The sequence below is a fragment of the Parasphingorhabdus sp. DH2-15 genome (assembly GCF_051668705.1).
Taxonomy (GTDB): domain Bacteria; phylum Pseudomonadota; class Alphaproteobacteria; order Sphingomonadales; family Sphingomonadaceae; genus Alterisphingorhabdus.
In genome coordinates, this window is sequence record NZ_CP196351.1 from 2,454,962 (window position 1) to 2,472,329 (window position 17,368).

Annotated in this window: 16 protein-coding genes; 5 read left to right on the forward strand and 11 right to left on the reverse strand. The window is 51.5% G+C overall.

Translation table 11 applies throughout. The features are described 5' to 3' along the window. Positions 1 to 122 precede the first annotated feature (122 nt). Positions 123 to 650, forward strand: a complete 528-nt coding sequence (locus ACR9YC_RS11425; protein WP_438727756.1) for a DUF4402 domain-containing protein — start codon at positions 123 to 125, stop codon at positions 648 to 650. 49 nt (positions 651 to 699) lie between these two features. On the opposite strand, the gene holA is transcribed toward ACR9YC_RS11425, so the two are convergent. Genes holA through ACR9YC_RS11445 form a run of 4 tightly spaced genes read right to left on the reverse strand, consistent with a single transcriptional unit; the run spans position 700 to position 5,245 of the window. After that, a complete protein-coding gene (gene holA / locus ACR9YC_RS11430) occupies positions 700 to 1,728 on the reverse strand; it encodes a DNA polymerase III subunit delta (protein WP_438727758.1) in 1,029 nt (342 codons plus the stop codon). 14 nt (positions 1,729 to 1,742) lie between these two features. Next, positions 1,743 to 2,231, reverse strand: coding sequence for an LPS assembly lipoprotein LptE (lptE, locus tag ACR9YC_RS11435; protein ID WP_438731795.1), 489 nt, complete (start codon positions 2,229 to 2,231; stop codon positions 1,743 to 1,745). Further along, the gene (gene leuS, locus ACR9YC_RS11440; protein WP_438727760.1) at positions 2,231 to 4,786 is read right to left on the reverse strand and encodes a leucine--tRNA ligase; all 2,556 of its coding nucleotides are present in this window, start codon (positions 4,784 to 4,786) and stop codon (positions 2,231 to 2,233) included. The genes lptE and leuS overlap by 1 nt, the downstream gene beginning before the upstream one ends. Before the next feature lie 51 nt (positions 4,787 to 4,837). Next, the gene (locus tag ACR9YC_RS11445) at positions 4,838 to 5,245 is read right to left on the reverse strand and encodes a DUF3576 domain-containing protein (RefSeq protein WP_438731798.1); all 408 of its coding nucleotides are present in this window, start codon (positions 5,243 to 5,245) and stop codon (positions 4,838 to 4,840) included. 510 nt (positions 5,246 to 5,755) lie between these two features. Between ACR9YC_RS11445 and ACR9YC_RS11450 the strand changes: the two genes are divergently transcribed. Next, positions 5,756 to 6,490 (forward strand): hypothetical protein, encoded by a 735-nt coding sequence (locus tag ACR9YC_RS11450; protein ID WP_438727762.1) that lies wholly within the window; start codon positions 5,756 to 5,758, stop codon positions 6,488 to 6,490. Between the two features lie 22 nt (positions 6,491 to 6,512). Here the strand turns inward: ACR9YC_RS11450 and ACR9YC_RS11455 are convergent, their stop codons facing one another. Then, positions 6,513 to 7,058, reverse strand: a complete 546-nt coding sequence (locus tag ACR9YC_RS11455; RefSeq protein ID WP_438727764.1) for a thiamine phosphate synthase — start codon at positions 7,056 to 7,058, stop codon at positions 6,513 to 6,515. Between the two features lie 66 nt (positions 7,059 to 7,124). Here ACR9YC_RS11455 and ACR9YC_RS11460 point away from each other — a divergent pair, with 66 nt between their 5' ends. Further along, positions 7,125 to 7,823, forward strand: coding sequence for a YggS family pyridoxal phosphate-dependent enzyme (locus tag ACR9YC_RS11460; RefSeq protein ID WP_438727766.1), 699 nt, complete (start codon positions 7,125 to 7,127; stop codon positions 7,821 to 7,823). 34 nt (positions 7,824 to 7,857) lie between these two features. Here the strand turns inward: ACR9YC_RS11460 and ACR9YC_RS11465 are convergent, their stop codons facing one another. From ACR9YC_RS11465 to ACR9YC_RS11485, 5 genes are all read right to left on the reverse strand, one after another. Further along, complete coding sequence (locus ACR9YC_RS11465) at positions 7,858 to 9,729, reverse strand: cation:proton antiporter (RefSeq protein ID WP_438727768.1); 1,872 nt, start codon at positions 9,727 to 9,729, stop codon at positions 7,858 to 7,860. 82 nt (positions 9,730 to 9,811) lie between these two features. Further along, on the reverse strand, positions 9,812 to 11,092 hold the full coding sequence (locus ACR9YC_RS11470) for an adenosylmethionine--8-amino-7-oxononanoate transaminase (RefSeq protein WP_438727770.1): 1,281 nt from the start codon (positions 11,090 to 11,092) through the stop codon (positions 9,812 to 9,814). Positions 11,093 to 11,094: 2 nt separating this feature from the next. Further along, the gene (bioD, locus tag ACR9YC_RS11475; protein WP_438727772.1) at positions 11,095 to 11,730 is read right to left on the reverse strand and encodes a dethiobiotin synthase; all 636 of its coding nucleotides are present in this window, start codon (positions 11,728 to 11,730) and stop codon (positions 11,095 to 11,097) included. Between the two features lie 11 nt (positions 11,731 to 11,741). Then, positions 11,742 to 12,935, reverse strand: coding sequence for an 8-amino-7-oxononanoate synthase (locus tag ACR9YC_RS11480; RefSeq protein WP_438727774.1), 1,194 nt, complete (start codon positions 12,933 to 12,935; stop codon positions 11,742 to 11,744). A 23-nt stretch (positions 12,936 to 12,958) separates the two neighbouring features. Continuing rightward, positions 12,959 to 14,140, reverse strand: a complete 1,182-nt coding sequence (locus ACR9YC_RS11485) for an LL-diaminopimelate aminotransferase (protein ID WP_438727776.1) — start codon at positions 14,138 to 14,140, stop codon at positions 12,959 to 12,961. 262 nt (positions 14,141 to 14,402) lie between these two features. Here ACR9YC_RS11485 and ACR9YC_RS11490 point away from each other — a divergent pair, with 262 nt between their 5' ends. Next, positions 14,403 to 16,148 carry a PHA/PHB synthase family protein gene (locus ACR9YC_RS11490; protein WP_438731800.1) on the forward strand — a complete coding sequence of 582 codons (1,746 nt, stop codon included), beginning with the start codon at positions 14,403 to 14,405 and terminating at the stop codon, positions 16,146 to 16,148. A 52-nt stretch (positions 16,149 to 16,200) separates the two neighbouring features. Here the strand turns inward: ACR9YC_RS11490 and ACR9YC_RS11495 are convergent, their stop codons facing one another. Then, positions 16,201 to 16,599: a hypothetical protein gene (locus ACR9YC_RS11495; RefSeq protein ID WP_438727778.1), complete on the reverse strand. Its 399-nt coding sequence runs from the start codon at positions 16,597 to 16,599 to the stop codon at positions 16,201 to 16,203. Between the two features lie 58 nt (positions 16,600 to 16,657). On the opposite strand from ACR9YC_RS11495, the gene ACR9YC_RS11500 reads away from it, so the two are divergent. Then, a complete protein-coding gene (locus ACR9YC_RS11500) occupies positions 16,658 to 17,116 on the forward strand; it encodes a phasin family protein (protein WP_438727780.1) in 459 nt (152 codons plus the stop codon). Positions 17,117 to 17,368: the final 252 nt, after the last annotated feature.

Below are 17,368 nucleotides of genomic sequence, written 5' to 3' on the forward strand. Positions count from 1 at the left end.
GGTCATTGACTGGCAAGCAGGATATTTGCACTTTGGTCTGCCTTTTGCTCCCCCTTCACAGCGAAGGCGTTTTAATCAAAATTAACACATTATTTGCACTCAGTAGCTATGCACATGCGGTTATGTCTAAAGCCCCCCGCCTTTTGACCATATTGCTCGGCCTGCCTTTGTTGATGACACCATTGCAGGCCAGCCCGCAATGCCGGCTGTGCACGACCGATGAACAGGTGCGTCAGCAAGAACGCTCTGAAGCGTCGATACCCCTGCGTGTAGTGATTGAGGCCGACATAAAATTTAGCAGATTGGCACTAAACGGCTCATCCGGTGAGGCACGGCTCGACGAAAATAGCGGCATTACCCGCACCGATGGCGGACTGATCAATTTGGGAGGGCTTTCACTAACGGGGTCTGCACGCATAACCGGTGAGCCTGGCCGCGCAGTGCGTATTGATTTGCCAGACCAAGTGCGCATGGTTAACCAAACTGGTGATCCAGCAGAGCTTACTAACCTTAGAACCAATTTACCAGCTCATCCTCGCCTTAATCAAGATGGTGCATTGTCTTTCCGCTTCTCAGGCACTTTACGCGTGAACAGCGCTAGTGGTGGAAATTACCGCGGACGCATCCCGATCACTGCCGAATATGAATGAGCCGAAGCGCAATTAGCAACTAAAGCCGCTCCAACAAAATTTCACTCCATCAGCGCCGCTTGCTGCGCGCCGCATTAATGGCAATGGCTGTGCATTCCTGGGTTAGCAAACGGATTGCATCCTGGCTGCTCTGCATCATGCGCCCATGCAAATCGATCAAACGTTCTGTAAGCCGCGCAACAGCTGCAGGCCGCCATCTTTGCAATTGCATTTGCACATTCGGTTTTTCTTTGTAGAAAATTCCTGCATATTGGATAGCTTTATCGCTGTCTTGGCCGGCACGAATGGCTGTATGGATTTGGCCTAACTTTACCGCCCGTGCTTCCAACGCGCGGAGCAATAATATGGGCTGCAGACTGCCATCGCTTAACCGCGCCAACTTTGCGGGTAATTGCGCCATCTGACCTGACATGATGGCGTTGAGAGCTGGCGCAAGTGCATCCTCATCCGTCTCAGCAGCCAGTTGGGCCATAACGACATTATCGACCGTTTTGCGGCCGCCCGGCTCGGCATCCAGATAGAGCGCAATCTTCTCAACCTCAATACCTGCCAATCGCCGGTCCAATCGCGTATATCGTGCAATAGACTCGGCTATTTCACGCGGCATGGCCAGGCCTTTTTCCTGCGCCATAGCCCGGATAGACTGCGCAACATGGCCTAATTCGGGTTGATAGCTGATACATCCCAAAGCATATTTTTCGCTCGCGACCAGCTTTGCCGTGGCAGACTTATCGGTAATGCCAGACAGCTGTACAATCACAGGGTTTTCAACTGTTTCAGCTTCTAACAACATGGTAATGGCTGTCCTGCATTCCTCGCCTTTACCCACGACAAATAATGTTCTTTTATCACCAAATAGGGATAAAGATGCAGCCTCTTGCACCAAAAACGCTGGATCTTCTTTTAATTGCGCGCCGCTAATATCCACTTTCTCTGCATCTTTGCCCAGATGCAAACGTGTTTTTTGCGCCAGAGCAGCGCTATTCGCCTCATCCGCGCCATAGAATAGAAATAATCTGATATCAGGGCCTGCTTTTGCCAAAGCCCCATTAAATTGATCGGATTTGACTTTCGCCATAACCCCGCCAGCCCTTATTGTTCGCGGGCAAAAAGCGAAAGGCGCGTAACAATCTGGCTAGACACTTCGCGAGAGAGATTCTCCAACGCGGTATTCTCTGCTGCAATGGTGGCATATTCACTGCTGACCACATCAATACCGGCATCGGAACCGGCCGTAGCATCAAGCACAGTTTCACCAGTCGCAATATCAACCAGCTGATAGCGTGCACGCAATGAGCGCCGTTCACGTGTGATAATGTCATTGGCAATAACGCCAAAACCCTCAATCCGGTCATCCAGTCGAACCACAAGCCGATAGCGCGCAGCGTCACCAGAAACGGGCGCCAATTGATCGCTCAATTCATTGCGTACCAACCAACCCGCCTGACCCTCTATCGGATCAATCACAACCTGCCCCAATTGCTGGGCAACAACGCCCTGTGTACCGCCAGAATATAGCGGCTGTAAGCCACAGGCGGAAAGACTGGCCATCATGGCCGTTATCAAGGCAATGCGAATCATCATATTACAATATTGACCAACCTGTCCGGCACCACAATCACTTTGCGAATAGTTGCCCCGTCAATGAAACGCTGCACCTTCTCACTAGCAAGTGCAAGGGCTTCTGTCTCATCTTTGGGCAATCCCTTGGCAATGGTCAGCGTGTCGCGCAGCTTACCTTTTACCTGAATGGCGATGGTCGCTTCATCATCAACCAGCCATTTCGCGTCCGCCACGGGCCATGCCGCATTGGCGATCAGTCCATCTGCATCCATCTCCATCCATGCCTCTTCGGCCAGATGCGGAGTCATTGGCGCGACCATCAACAGCAACGCACGGATCGCCGTATTGCGATCAATGGAAGATTGCGATTTCTCAATCGCCGTGGCCAATGTGAAGATGCGTGCGACCGCTTTGTTAAACGCAAGAGCTTCAATATCCTCTGTCACACCGGCAATGGCTTTGTGCAGAGTGCGCAACAAATCTTTATCCTGACCGGCTTCGCCTGCCACGTCCTTATCCAGCATTTGCGCGATGCGCCAAACGCGCTGCACCAATCGCCAACTGCCCTCAATACCTGCTTCAGACCACGGCAGATCGCGCTCTGGCGGACTGTCTGACAGCATGAACCAGCGCACAGCGTCTGCGCCATATTGATCAACAATCGGTTCAGGATCGATGACATTCTTCTTCGATTTGGACATTTTGATCACGCGGCCAACCTCAACCGGTTGGCCATCACTATCCAATATTGCGCCATCAGCACTGCGTGTCACATCATCGGGGCTAAAGAAATCGGGTTTCAGACCCTCCCCTTTGTCCCGGCTATATGTCTCATGCGTTACCATGCCTTGCGTGAACAGGCTTTCAAATGGCTCGGCAACATCCAACAGGCCGATATGCTTCAGCGCCCTAGTCCAGAAACGCGCATAGAGCAGGTGCAAAATCGCATGCTCAATACCGCCAATATATTGCCCAACCGGCAGCCATTGGGCCACTTCCGCGGCATCAAATGGCTTGTCATCGGGCTGGCTGGCAAAGCGCAGAAAGTACCAGCTGGAATCTGCAAATGTGTCCAGCGTATCAGTCTCACGCCGCGCTGTCTTGCCGCATTGCGGGCAATCGACATGCTTCCATGTCGGGTGACGGTCGAGCGGATTGCCAGGCACATCAAAGCTGACATCCTCTGGCAGCGTCACTGGCAATTGGTCTTTTGGAACTGGTACCACGCCGCAGCTATCGCAATGGATGACAGGGATAGGCGTGCCCCAATAGCGCTGGCGTGAAATGCCCCAATCGCGCAGCCGCCATACGGTTGAGCCCTTGCCCCAGCCTTCGGACTCAGCACGGTCAATTACTGCTTTTTGCGCGTCCTGCACTGTCATGCCGGTCAAAAATTCCGAATTTACGATGGTGCCGGGGCCAGTATAAGCCTCATTACCATCAAATTGTGCATCCGATGCGTCACCATCACTAACCACGCGCCGAACCGGCAGATCATATTTGCGGGCAAAGTCCAGATCACGTTGGTCATGCGCTGGCACGCCAAATACTGCGCCGGTGCCATAGCCCATCAGCACAAAATTGGCGACATAGACAGGCAATTGCCAATTGGGGTCGAGCGGATGAACCGCTTTCAATCCAGTATCAAAACCGCGTTTTTCCTGCGTCTCCACTTCCGCAGCTGCCGTGCCTGTGCGGCGGCACTCCTCTGCAAATGCGGCAAGCTCTGCGTTATCTTGCGCCAAAGCCAGCGCCAAAGGATGATCTGCCGCAACGGCAACAAAGCTGGCGCCATAAATCGTATCAGGCCGCGTTGAAAATACGTCGATATTCTGATGCTCGCCTGCTTTTTCAACAAGCGCGAAACCGAAAGTCAGACCTTGTGATTTGCCAATCCAGTTTTCCTGCATGGTGCGGACTTTTTCTGGCCAGCCTTTCAGTTCATCAAGACCGGACAGCAAATCATCGGCAAATTGGGTTATTTTCAAAAACCATTGGTTGAGCTTGCGCTTTTCCACCAAAGCGCCGGAACGCCAACCGCGGCCATCAATAACCTGCTCATTCGCCAATACCGTATGGTCCACCGGATCCCAGTTTACCGCACTTTCCTTGCGATAAACCAGACCGGCCGCCAGCATGTCGAGAAACAAGGCTTGCTCATGGCCATAATAATCCGGCTCACATGTGGCCAGTTCACGGCTCCAGTCAAAAGCAAAACCTAACCGCTTTAGCTGGCCCCGCATATTGGCAATGTTTTGGCGCGTCCATCCGCCCGGATGCACACCCTTTTCCATCGCGGCATTTTCCGCCGGCATACCAAAAGCATCCCAGCCCATGGGGTGCAGCACTTCATTGCCGCGCATCCGCTCAAATCTCGCGAGCACATCGCCCATGGTGTAATTGCGCACATGGCCCATATGGATGCGCCCTGATGGATAAGGGAACATTTCCAATATATATTTTTTCGGTTTGCCGCTGCTGCTGTCCGCCTGGAATGTCGCTTCGGCATCCCACTTTTTTTGCCAGCGTGTATCCGCTGCCAGCGGATTGAAACGCTCTGTCCCTGCTGTCATCTTTTGCCCCGATATGGGTGTTCAACACATTGTGCGCGTGATTAGCGCGGTTTAATTTACAATAGACGTACGACGCAGATCGCGGGCACGCGTTAGAATAATCTCTTCCAACTTTTGCACTGTTGCTGCCTTAACCGGCGCATCGACCCAACCGCCGCCTTGCGCTATCTGGCGCGATGCTGCAACGCGTAGCGCATCGGCCCGCAAATCCTGATCCAATATCGAAACCGTGATTTTTACGCGCTCATTAGGATTATCTGGAGTCGCATACCAGTCGGTGACAATCACCCCGCCCGCGCTATCTGCGGTAACCAATGGTGCAAAAGATACCGTATCCAACGAAGCGCGCCACAAAAAGCCGTTAACGCCAATCTGCGTAATCCGTGTTTCCACGACATCAGCTTTGGGTTTATCGCCGCCGCCGCATGCCGCCAAAAATACAGACACGGTGCCGATCATGAGTGCGGTTTTTGCTTTACTGATATTGTTTTTTAAAGATCCGGCTACTGACAACGACATGGACCTGACTCCTGCATATATGTTGGCCATAAGAGCATAAGGCCGATTGGCCCTGAAACATCTTTATGGCGAAATTCATTTCGGCACTTTCGCACGGCTTTTAGATAGGGTTGGCCGGTACAGCAAGTGCAATGCGTCACACCGTCCACCAAATGCTCCCTTTCCAGCGCAAAAACCACCATATCGGGCCTGACTATAATATGAATATGAGCCAAAATGCCGCTGTCAGCATAAATTCCGCTCTTCTCTTTGGTTCATTCACCAATGGCTCATATTGATTTTGGCATATTCTGCCCAAGGTAAGATTATCAGCATTGGCAACAATGTTGCGCAATTCTGCGTCAAATATGTGTGACAATTGCAACAATACGTAACGAAAAGGGATAAGTAACGATTCAGTCAGTGCAATCGAACCATATATGATCTAATGATAATGCAAGGAGCAGGTTAATGGCAGGAAAGATGAGGACAGCCTTGATGGCAGGTTCGCTCGTTACGGGCGTACTCATTGTCGTGCCTTCCGTCAGCCTTGCATCAGATATTGACCTTGATGAGAAAACATTTTCTCTCAACCTCAGTGGAAATCTGGTTCCTTTCACACCTGCGGTAATTAACGGCGAAAATAACGACGTCGTTAAGCTTAGTGAGCTGAAAGTTAACCCCGCTTTTCAATTTACCCCTGCTGATGAAGATGGTCGCGGCACACGTGCTGTGACTGTTACGGCGCGATTGTCCGATGAAAAAGCGAGCGCGATCAATGTTCGTGAAGCTATTGTGAAACCTGGCGCTGGTTCCAGAGAACCAGTACAAATCACTCCAACAACCTATCGCTTGGGCGTTGCCAAAGGATGGCAGTCTTTCGCGCTGCCGAAAACAGTGCGCAATATTGATGTTCCTGAACTCGGTTCTCTGGGCGCCGCTCCATCAGCTGAAAGCAACAATAAGCCAAGCCGCTTTAGCCCGAGCATTGAACTTGATTCTACACCGCAAGTCGGCAGTACGCCGCGTACTTTTGGCGGAGAAACAAGCTATTCGGTTCAAGTCGGTGGCAGCTATAGCTTGAGCAAAAATCTGGATGTGACGGCTGGTGTCCGCTTGCGCGATGAGCGTGATCGCTTGGCACCGCTGACCAACAAACAGAATGATAGCCAGGCTGTTTATGTGGGCACGCAAATCCGTTTTTAAGCGGCGTCTACCCTTTTCATTGTTATTCTCTGGCCTTTGATAATCCGTCAATCGCGCCCCAACCATGGCAGAAATGCGCTATTCGCGGGAAGTTATCATGATTCACGCCGCCCAATGCGCAGACCGGCATATGGGCATGGCGACTAAGCATAGCAAAACGCATTGCCCCTAAAGTCCGCGCATCTTCATGCGTACGTGTAGCGAAAACGGGGGAGCAAAAGGCCATATCAGCGCGCAAGCTGTTCGCTTGCCGAATCTCTGTCAAATTATGCACTGCCGCCAATCGCATAAGTTTAGGGCCGATTGCTCGCCCTTTCACCAAAGCAGATGGTGACCCGTAAACGCCATCCGCACCAAGACGCGTGGCAATAGAGGTATCACCTGACCAGACACATTGCAGAGCCCTATGCCCATATGCATTTTTTAGCTGTGTAAAGAGCCGCTGCCTCTCCGCTTGCGGTAAGTGATAGTGACGGAAAACAATGCCAGATAAAGGCGGCAAGGCAAGAATATCGCGCTCCAGCCGATGCTCGGTTCGCTTATCAGTGAAGAGCCAGACATGCGGCATAAATATATTATGCTTATGCAAACTGGGTATCTGGTCATCAAACATTTGCCTGCTATAGGGCAGAAAATGAACGATGAAAATAAAGATACAGATATGGCAGCCACCGAGACTGGCAATGTTTTAAGCACGGTGCATGATCATATTGCGAAACAGGCTAAACTGGCAGGGCGCAATGTTGACGACATCACCCTGATAGCCGTTAGCAAAACACGGTCTGCTGACCAAATATCCCCTTTAATTGATAGCGGCCACCGCCATTTTGGCGAGAATCGCGTTCAAGAGGCAGCGGAAAAATGGCCGACGCTGCGCACATCGCATGATGATATTGTGCTGCATATGATCGGCCAATTACAATCCAACAAGGCCGCGGAAGCCGTAGCTATGTTTGACATGATTCATTCGGTCGATCGCCCGTCTTTGATCAAGGCATTGGGCAAGGCCATGGCTGAACAAGAGCGTTATATCGATTGCTTGTTACAAGTGAATATTGGCGATGAAGAGCAAAAGGGCGGCTGCGCAATTGATGATATTCAGGCTCTGTTAGATGCAGCAGATGCGCATAAAGTGCCGATTATCGGCCTTATGTGTATCCCTCCTGCTGGCCAGGAAGCTGCGCCGCATTTCGCTTTACTGGATAAGCTAGCGAGCGAGAAAGGACTGGCTGAACGTTCAATGGGTATGTCCAGCGATTATGGCGTCGCTGTCACTTTGGGCGCGACATATATTCGTGTCGGCAGTGCTTTATTCGGGCCGCGTGAAGGATAAGACAGACGGCACATTATGCGCCGCTTGCGACAGGTCAGTCTGTATCTGACCTGTGTTTTTCTGATCCGCCTTTATCGGCCTTATTGTCATCCACCTGATCCTTGCGGGCAGCTTTAATCTCTTCAGGGCAGACCGGACGCACGAAACTGATAATCGCATCGCCATTCTCAATGATTGGACGCGCTTGTGCCGAGAATAGCAGCAACCGCTTGTCCGGCTTAAGCAAGGCAACAGCTTCCTCGTCTTCGTTCAGATTGGCGCGAAAATCTTCATAGGTGAATTTTTCAGTCAACCGTGTCTTACTAAACACCCAGCCTTCATTAGCGCGGTCGATTAACTGGCTGTAAACGGTCTCACTTTCTAGCAGCACGCGTCCACGCTTCGCACCCGGACTGTTCTTTTCAACCGCCATCGCGGTCATTTGGTCATAGCCAAATTCAGGGCCTAGGTCAGAACTAAGCAGTTGGTTATAACTTTCATTATCGGTTGAGATAATCATATGCTGAAACTGCCCAAGGTCGATTTTGTCGTCCAGCGCCTCCTCCAATATATCACCGCGATATGTTTCCAATGATAATTTGCGTGCACCGCGCAGCGCAAAGCGGCTGGTGTCTGCTACCATGACGGGCAGCTCAAGCGATTTGAGAAAAGCCGCAAATTCAATAGTCCAGCGATTCGCCCCGACCAATATGATCCCTTCACCCTTGCCTTCATCAATACCCAGCCGTGCAGCAACCCATTTGGCCGAAAATCCGTGCGCAAATATGGTGACAATCACAACCGCGAAGCTGAGCGGTACCAAAGCCTCTGCATCAGCATAACCGCTTTTGATCAAGCGGCTGGCGAACAGGCCGGTAATGGCGACCGCAACAATGCCGCGTGGCGCAATCCATGCAATAAACAAACGCTCGCGCCAAGGTACGGAGCTAAGCAGCAGGCTGATCAACACCGTAACCGGGCGAACCACAAAGAGCAGCAACAATAAGAAGAGGATGAACTGTATCTGGAACTTCTGAACCGTATCCCAATCCAATTGCGCAGACAGCAATACAAAAACGCCAGAGATAAGCAGCACGGACAAATCTTCTTTAAACCGGTGCAATGCGCGGCTGGAGTAAACATGGCGGTTGGCCATGACGACGCCCATGATGGTGACGGTAATCAGGCCAGTTTCGTGCATGATCAGATCAGAAACGACAAAACCCAATATAACACTAATCAGCAATATTGGTGCTTTAAGATATTCGGGCACATAGCCGCGCGGGAAAAGCCATGTCAGGCCATAACCCAGTGCCGCACCCATGATACCGGCAAGGAAGCTGGCGCCGAGCACATCGAAAGTGACATTGGCGACCGAGCCGTCACCTTCATGAATAATATAGGCGTAAATAGCGACCGCCAGCAAAGCACCAATAGGGTCGTTAACAATGCCTTCCCATTTCAGAATATCCCGCACCCGGTTGCCAACCCGCAATGTTCTGAGCATCGGGCCAATAACTGTTGGCCCAGTAACCACCAAGATACCGCCAAAAAGGGCCGAAACCGGTAAGGAAAGACCAGCGCCATAATAGGCTGCTCCAGTTCCCAAGGCCCAACCTATAGGCACACCAATAAAGACCAGTCGCAACACCGCACCGCCGGCATGGCGCAAATCGCGGAAATTCAGACTCAACCCGCCTTCAAAAAGGATGACTGCAACAGCCAGCTTAACAATAGGCTCCAGCAATGCGCCAAAATCATTTTCAGGGTCAATAAGACCAAATACCGGACCAGCGAGCACACCGACAATCAGCATCAAGGCAATGGCGGGCCTGCCTGTGCGCCATGCCACCCATTGCGCACCTATGCCCAGAAGGCCGATTAAGGCGATCTTGACCATCAAAGAGTCGAAAAGCGTAGCGTGCATATGATTAGAACCTTTTTGGTGCCATCAGCAGAGTGATGATCTGGCTTAAAGCAACAATATGCAATTTTTGCCAGCCCTATCCTTATATCACCTCAATGCAGCGTTCTATCATGGTATAAATATGGTCCAATTGCTCATCCGTGATACAATAAGGCGGCAAAATATAGACAGTGTTGCCAAGCGGCCGCAACATAATGCCATTTTCGATAAAGAAAGCATTGAGCGTTGGCCCCAATGTTGAGAGATAGCCGCCACCCTTATCTTCATCGTCAGATGTGGCGCTGTCAGGCATAACAATTTCCATCGCCAGAATAGACCCTTGCTGACGGATATTGGTTATATGCACACAATCGGCAAAGCGCTGAGCAGCCTCACTGTGCCGCGCGGCAATATGGTCAATACGCTGCTGCACAGGTTCATCGCGCCAAATTGCCAAATTGGCATTTACAGCGGCGCAGGCCATGGGGTTGGCAGTGTAGCTGCTGGAGTGGAAGAACATTTTTGCTTTATCAGACGAAAGATGCGCATCATAAAAACGCTGCTGACATGCCGTTACCGCCAATGGCAAGGCACCGCTGGTAATGCCTTTTGACAGGCAGATAATATCAGGCACAAAATCAGCTTGTTGAAAGGCAAACATGCTGCCCGTGCGGCCCCAACCGGTCATAACCTCATCGACAATGAACGGCACATCATGGGCTGCGCAAATGGCATACATGGCCGATAAAGTTTCCGCGCTGTACATCAGCATTCCGCCAGCGCCCAGCACTAGGGGCTCGACAATAAAGGCAGCAGGCTTATGTGCAGCATCTGCGCAATGGCGTTCCAGCGCGTCCAGCGTTACTTGCTCCCTGCCCTGTGACGGAAAGTCTATTGTGGCGACATCGAATAATAATGGCTCAAACGGCGTGTTGAAAATCGTGCGCTCACCCACCGACATGGTGCCAAACGTATCGCCATGATAGCTATGCTCCATCACCACGATACGCTCGCGCGGCGTGCCCAGATTATGCCACATGCCCATCGCCATTTTCAGCGCCACCTCAACCGAAGTGGAGCCGGAATCAGAAAAGAAGATATGTGATAATTGCTCTGGCAAGACATCGCGCATACCGCGTGCAGCCTGCAATGCCGGTGGATGCGTCCAGCCAGCAAAGATAATCTGATCCAATTGCGCTGCTTGATCCGCAATGGCCCTCGCAATTTTGGGGTGCGCATGGCCATGGGTGTTCACCCACCAGCTTGCAATACCGTCAATCAGTTCGCGCCCATCGGAAAGCCGCAATATCGCGCCATCCCCTGACACCACTTCGGGGATAGGCTCGTTTAGACCATGCTGGGTAAAAGGGTGCCAAATATCCATATTTAGAGCGCAAAGTCCTCTTTTTTGAAATGTGCCGCAAATTGCGCCGCCAGATTTTGCGGCTCTAGCGCGTCAAGCCTTGGCAAGCGACCAAGATGCCGCACATCGCCCATTTTGCAAATAATGTCCTCGCTGCTCGGCATAGCATCGCCAGTAAAGGCAACACCATGGATCGGCACCTGCCGCGCGCGCAATGCCTCTATGGTCAGCAAGCTGTGATTGATGGTGCCAAGGCTGGTGCTGGCAACGATAATGGTGGGCAATGACCAGCGGGCCATAAGATCAGCATAGGTCACGTCATGATTGATCGGCACCAAAGCGCCGCCCGCGCCTTCAATAACCAATGGGCCATCGACCTGCGGCACGCTCAGCGCGTCCATATCAATATGCACCCCTTCCATATCGGCGCTATGGTGCGGTGAAGCGGGCAGCTTTAATCGCCAAGCCTCTGGCAAAATAAAGGTATCGTCCACGCCCGATAGACGCGCAACCCGCTCACAATCGGTCCCGCCATCTGTTCCGGCCTGAACCGGCTTCCAATAATAGGCGCGCAAAAATTGCACCAGACCAGCGCAAAACACCGTCTTGCCGATATCGGTATCTGTTCCTGTGACCATGAAGGTTGGAAATTTGCTCATGATATCACCGCTTATATAAAGTCTAACAGGTCATCAATGCTATCGGCCAGACGGATAATATCGCCTTTCTCCACATTATTAGTTATCACAATCCGCAAACGTGATGTCCCCTTTGGCACGGTCGGCGGGCGGATGCCGCGCACATCAAAACCCTGTTTCTGCAAATAAGCTGCAGCCTGCATTGTGCGGTCATTATCGCCCATGATCACGGGGAAGATGGGCGTATGCGGGTCGGGTTTTTTGCAATAGGGTTTCAAATGATGCACGGCCAGACTGATACGCTGTTCCAAATTGGCCTGCAATTGGGGTGTTTTGGCCACCAGCGAAATAGCGGCCTGCGCCAGACTGGCCATAAATGGCGATGGTGCCGTGGAAAATATGAAGCTGCGCGCACGGTTGATCATGAAATCGCGCAGCACTGATGACATGCCCAACAAGGCCCCCTCAACGCCAAAGGCCTTACCCAAAGTACGCAAGACGATCACATTATCAGCATGCATTGGATCATCATGCACGGTATCATTATGCGCTGCGCCCTCATATCGCCGATCCGCGATCAGATAATCCGCAAGCCCGCGCCCCTCTTCGCCAAATGTGCCGCCGCCATGCGCATCATCAATCAGCAGAAAAGCATCATGTTCATCCGCCAGTTTTTTCAGGTCAGCCAGCGGCGCAATATCACCGTCCATACTGTATAGGCTTTCCACCGCCAGCCATATGCGCCCTGTCCCGCCTTGCGCACGGTAATGGGCAATCGCATCGGCAAAGGCCGCAACATCATTATGCGCCGCGCTGATATGGTCGGCGCGTGTCAGGCGCAATCCCTCATGCGTGCTGGCATGGATCAGCGCATCATGGATGATTATGTCCCCGCGTTGCGGCAAGGTTGCCAGCACCGCACTGTTGGCGGCAAAACCGCTGCCGAAAAAGAGCATTGCCTGATGCCCGAAATGCTTTGCGGCAAATTCCTCTAATGCTGCATGGGCATAATGATTGCCACGCAGCAACCGCGAGCCACCCGAACCCAGCGCGACGCCTGTTTCCAAAACCGTCCGCGCCGCATCGCGCAGAACATCGCTGCCTGCCAAACCCAGATAATCATTGGAAGAAAAATCTATGCCATTCAGCGTGCTAAGCTGCCGCTCTCGTCCCTCACCTGCCAAGTCAAGCAAGTGCTGCTGATAGACTTTTTCCAGAGAATGCATCTCAGCTACAGCGCCGCGCAAAGCTAGCCATGCTCAGCAAGGAATTTTTTGATATTGCGCGCCGCTTGGCGGATACGCTGTTCATTCTCAACCAAGGCAAGGCGCACATAGCCTTCGCCTTCTTCGCCAAAGCCTGTGCCGGGCGCTACGGCAACTTGCGCCTTGGACAAGAGCTGTTTGGCAAACTCCATCGACCCTGCCTCGCGGAATTGTTCAGGAATGGGGGCCCATGCGAACATGCTGGCCGCTGGCGGCGGAATATCCCATCCGGCACGGCCAAAGCTCTCCACCATCACGTCGCGGCGCGATTTATAGAGTTGGCGATTGGCCTCTATATTGTCTTGCGGCCCATTTAGCGCCGCCGTTGCTGCAACTTGGATGGGCGTGAACGCACCATAATCCAGATAGGATTTTACCCGCGTCAACGCGCTTATCAATTGCTGGTTACCCACTGCAAAGCCCATGCGCCAACCGGCCATGGAATATGTTTTCGACATCGAGGTAAATTCAACCGCAACATCTTTTGCGCCTGGCACTTGCAAGATCGATGGCGTTGGCTCACCGTCAAAATATATCTCCGCATAAGCCAGATCAGATATCACCCACAATCCATGCTCACGCGCAAAGTCCACCACTTTGGCATAGAAATCCAGATCGGCAACATAGGCTGTCGGGTTAGACGGATAGCCCATGACCAGCACTTTGGGCTTAGGGACGCTGTACGCCATGGAATAGCGCAACCGGTCAAAAAAGTCTGGGCCGGGCGCAGCGGGGATTGAGCGAATGGCAGCCCCGGCTATGATGAACCCGAAGGTGTGAATGGGGTAGCTAGGGTTAGGCGCTAGCACGACATCGCCCGGCGCGGTGATCGCTTGCGCCAGATTGGCGAGGCCCTCTTTAGAGCCCAGCGTGACGACAACTTCGCTATCAGGGTCGACATCAACCCCAAAGCGCCGCTGATAATAGGCCGCTTGTGCCTTGCGTAGACCCTTTATCCCCCGTGAGGCAGAATAGCGATGTGCATTAGGATCATTCGCCACTTCGGCCAATTTATCGATGATATGCTTTGCCGGCGCTCCATCAGGATTGCCCATGCCCAGATCAATAATATCCTCGCCGCGCGCCCGCGCATCTGCCTTCATCGCATTGACTTCGGCAAAGACATAAGGTGGCAGTCGGCGGATACGATAAAATTCTTCGGTCATGGCTCTTCAGTTGCTGGCTGTTTGATCACTATCCCAATGGCGCAGCAGACCAGATATGTCGAGCATTTTGGTAGCGCAAAGCAGCACAATGACTTATTTATGTCCGCAAATGCTGTTACACTCAGATTCAGAATCCCAATTGCCATAAATTCTTGCTGCACCGGAACGCGCCATAATGTCCAACGATATACCCGATAATCCATTTGCAAACTTTGCTGCCTTTGGCGCTGGTTTCGATATGTCGCAATTTGACCCGGCCAAAATGGCGAGCGGTACATTGCCCGGCATGGAGGATGTTCAGCAATGGATGAGCGTCATGCGGCAAGCCCAGGCGATGATGACCGAGCATATGTCACAATTGGCCCAAAGCGATGACAATATGCTGAGCAAATTGTGGAACCCGCAATATTGGCAAGAGCAAATGGCGCGTTTCGATAAAGGCGGCCTGCACAATATGATGCAACAGCAAAATGCGCTGTGGCAGCAGGGCATGGAATATTGGCAGGCTATGCTGACGGGCAAAGCTCCGGAAACCACAAAATCAGACAGGCGCTTTCAAGCGGCAGAGTGGCAAGAACAAATGGCATTTGCCGCCCTGCAGCAAAATTATCTGCTTATGTCCGATCATCTGCTGAAACTGACTGAGGGCATGGAGGGGCTGGAGCCAAGTGCCAAAGCCAAATTGACATTCGCCATGCAGAATATGGTTGATGCCATGAGCCCCGCCAATTTTGCACTGACAAACCCGCAGGTCATTCAAAAGACAGTGGAAACAAAAGGTCAGAATCTGCTCAAAGGTCTTGAACATATGCTGGCCGATATCCGCAAAGGGCAAATGACCCATACGGACCCGAATGCATTTGAGCTAGGCCGCAACATTGCTATCACTCCGGGCAAGGTGGTGCATGAAACCGCGCTATATCAACTGATTCAATATGAGCCAGCAACCAAAAAGGTTGATAGCATACCCTTGGTCATCTTTCCGCCATGGATAAACCGTTTCTATATTCTCGACCTCAATGAGAAGAAAAGTTTCGTCAAATGGGCCGTTGACCAAGGCATTACCGTGTTCATTGTGTCGTGGAAGTCAGCTGACGAAACCCTGCGCGATGTTGTTTGGGACGATTATGTCATGAGCCAGATTGACGCCATGACCACGATACGTGACGCACTGGATGTGCCGCATGTTAACGCCATTGGCTATTGCGTATCAGGCACGACATTGGCGGCAACACTTGCCCTGCTGGAAGCACGCGGTGAGAGCGATCTGGTCGGTAGTGCCACATTCTTTACCGCGCAGGTTGATTTTGCCGATGCGGGTGAGCTTCAGCATTTTATTGATGACGACCAACTGGCAATGATTGACCATTTGTCAGCCGAAACGGGGTATCTTGATGGTCGCTATATGGCGCTGACATTCAATATGCTGCGCGGGCGTGATCTGATCTGGAATTATGTCGTTAACAATTATCTGCTGGGTCAGGAATACCCGCCCTTTGATCTGCTCCACTGGAATGGCGATACAACAAACCTACCTGCAAAATGGCATCGCGCCTATTTGATAGACCTTTATCGGGACAATAAACTGGTCCAACCAGGGGCCATCACCATTGATGGTACAGCGATTGATATTCGCAAGATACAAACACCCTGCTTTATTCAGGCCGGTATTGATGATCATATCGCTCCAGCGCCAAGCGTATGGAAATTGATGCACCATCTCAGCGGCCCGAAGGAATTCATGTTGGCCGGGTCAGGGCATATTGCTGGTGTCGTTAACCCACCAAAGGCCAAAAAATACCAATATTGGACACGGCCAGAAGGTGCAGAGACGCTCGATGACTTTAAGCAAAAGGCACAGGAGCATCCCGGCAGCTGGTGGCCCTATTGGCGCGAATGGATCGGCCAGCATGGTGGAAAGAAGGTTGCGGCAACCGGCGCACGCCTTCCCGGCAATGGCACATTGCCAGCCATTGAGGATGCGCCCGGGCGATATGTGAAGCAGTAAGTTATAAAGCATTGATACGGTCAGGCGTTTATTCTCATTGCCGCATAGATATTTACCAGCGCTTTTGTGCGCTGCACAATTTTTCCTTGACGAAAGGAAAATGAATCACTATTGTGCAGTGCAACATGAACGATAAGGTAAACACAATCATGGCTGACAATGCTAAGATTATCACTGATGACGCTGCCGCCAAAGATGCGGAAAAGGCATTTGCTGAAGCGTCAGCAAAATCTGCTCCCGCTAAAAAAGCGGTGATCGCAAAAAAACCAGCGACTAAGAAAGCCGCTGTTGCAAAAGCTGCTGCTAAGACTGTTGCCAAACCAGCGGTGAAAACAGCTGCAAAAACAAGCACGTCAAAAGCTGCTGTCGCGAAAAAGACCACAGCACCAAAAGCTGCTGCAAAGAAAACTGTCGCTAAGAAAACTATCATAACCAAAACAGCAGCCGCCAAAAAGGCCCCTGCACGCAAAACCGCGTCTAAAGATGCCAATGTTAAGAAGGAAAACATCATGAACAAAGCAACTGAAACTGTTAAAGAAACAACCGAAACTATGACAGCACGTGCTAAAGAATTGTTTGGTAACATGTCTGCACAAGCCAAAACGGCTTATGAAAAAGGCACCGAGTATGTTTCTCAGGCCAATGAATTCAACAAAGCCAATATCGAAGCGCTTGTTGCTTCAGGCAAAATCGCTGCCAAAGGTGCTCAAGATATGGGCCAAACCTATGCAACAGATTTGCGCAGCAATTTCGAAGAAACCACTGCAACTTTGAAGCAGTTTGCTGCTGTTAAATCACCAACAGAATTCTTCCAGCTACAAGCCGCAACAGTGCGCAAAGCATTCGACACCGGTGTTGCACAAACATCTAAAAACACTGAACAGTTCATCAAAATTGCCGGTGAAGTTGTTCAGCCCATTTCCAACCGCGTCAGCGAGACAATGGAAACATTCAAAAAAGCTGCCTAAGACAGTTTTACGAGATTAAGTCTCTCGAACAATAGGGCTGTACCGTAAGGTGCAGCCCTTTTTGTTGCTCGATGCTCGCAACGTTCTGACAGCAATATTAAGTGGGGATTGCAGCACTTTGTAATAATCTGCATAGCGCACCCTTGCACACCAACAATAAGATACGATATTCTGCATCTATGTCTGAATCAGCAAACCCCATTATCGCTTCATCCATTGGCTCTCCCGCAATAGCCGTGCGGGCACAGTTTT